The organism is Xenorhabdus santafensis, assembly GCF_033949405.1.
Lineage (GTDB): Bacteria > Pseudomonadota > Gammaproteobacteria > Enterobacterales > Enterobacteriaceae > Xenorhabdus > Xenorhabdus santafensis.
Genome location: NZ_VCDN01000346.1, coordinates 1 through 584, shown reverse-complemented (window position 1 = coordinate 584; position 584 = coordinate 1). Strand labels below are relative to the sequence as shown.

General features: G+C 27.7%; 1 protein-coding gene. It reads right to left on the bottom strand.

Annotated features, from left to right (window positions below):
* Positions 1–46: 46 nt before the first annotated feature.
* On the bottom strand, positions 47–584 hold a 538-nt coding region (locus tag FE392_RS22725), incomplete at its 5' end, for a replication/maintenance protein RepL (protein ID WP_319931945.1).

The window sequence follows — 584 nt, the reverse complement described above, 5'->3', positions numbered from 1 at the left end:
TTACTCGAAGATGCTGGGTTTCCCCCTTGTATGCAGGGAACATTTTTTATTTCTTTTCGTCTTTTAAAACTTTTAAATTTTCAAATTTGTGTTCTTTAAATAATTCCTCATTTTCATTTTTATTGATTAATATTTTACCCTCAAATGAAACGTATTTTATTTTATCTCTGCTATCTTGAAACGCTATTTCTGGATTAATAATATAAGCATTTGCATTGCCTATTTTAGCTACTGAAATAAATCCATGTTCTTTTAAAGTTTTTATTGCATTGTGTATTGTTGTACGTCCTTTATTAAATTGTTCCATCAACAATTGTTGAGAACAGACAATTACATTACGATTATTCATATTTTCTAGAAAGAAAAATAAAATATTGCTTGATAAATGATGATTTGTTATTAACCATCGGATCTCTTTCATGTGACTTTTGTAAAGTTGCACAAAAGGCGGATTCTTCTTTTCTAATTCTTTTCTTTTAGCTTCTTCTTGTTCTGCCTTTTCCAAGTCAATTAATTTTTGAATATGACTAACTGGGAGACCTGTTAATTCAATGATTTTCATAAATTCTTCTTTGGAGATTTTT